This window comes from Peptoniphilus sp. HMSC062D09, from assembly GCF_001811425.1.
Lineage (GTDB): Bacteria > Bacillota > Clostridia > Tissierellales > Peptoniphilaceae > Peptoniphilus_A.
In genome coordinates, this window is the sequence record NZ_KV804696.1 from 1 (window position 1) to 448 (window position 448).

The 448-nt window shown below is 34.8% G+C and carries 1 protein-coding gene; it reads right to left on the reverse strand.

Annotation, left to right across the window (positions count from 1 at the left end; all coding sequences use genetic code 11):
• Positions 1 to 124 precede the first annotated feature (124 nt).
• The coding region (gene tnpA, locus HMPREF2801_RS01775) for an IS200/IS605 family transposase (RefSeq protein ID WP_070610295.1) at positions 125 to 448 on the reverse strand (324 nt) is incomplete at its 5' end.

The following is a 448-nucleotide window of genomic DNA, read 5'->3' on the forward strand; positions in this document are numbered from 1 at the left end:
AAATCATAACCACCGGCTAAGCCGGTGGTTTGTTTTGCCCCTATAAGGGGCTGTTACCGGCAGCATTCCATGCTTTGAACTTTCTTTCTCGTGCACCAATTTTCACAGCTGGTGCTAAAGCACCTTATTTTTTGCTTTTGTTTACTTGCTCACCCGTAAACGGGTCTACAAATTCTTTTATACTTATTTGATCTGCCATGTAATCTTCTTTTAATTGATTTTTTATATATTCTTGTATTTTTTTCGCATTCTTCCCTGCTGTGTCTACATAATATCCTCTACACCAGAAGTGTCTATTTCCATATTTATATTTTAAGTTTGCATGCCTATCAAATATTATTAGACTGCTTTTTCCTTTTAAATAGCCCATTGTTTGGGATATGCTATATTTTGGTGGAATTTCTAACAACATATGAATATGATCTGGACAACATTCTGCTTCTATTAT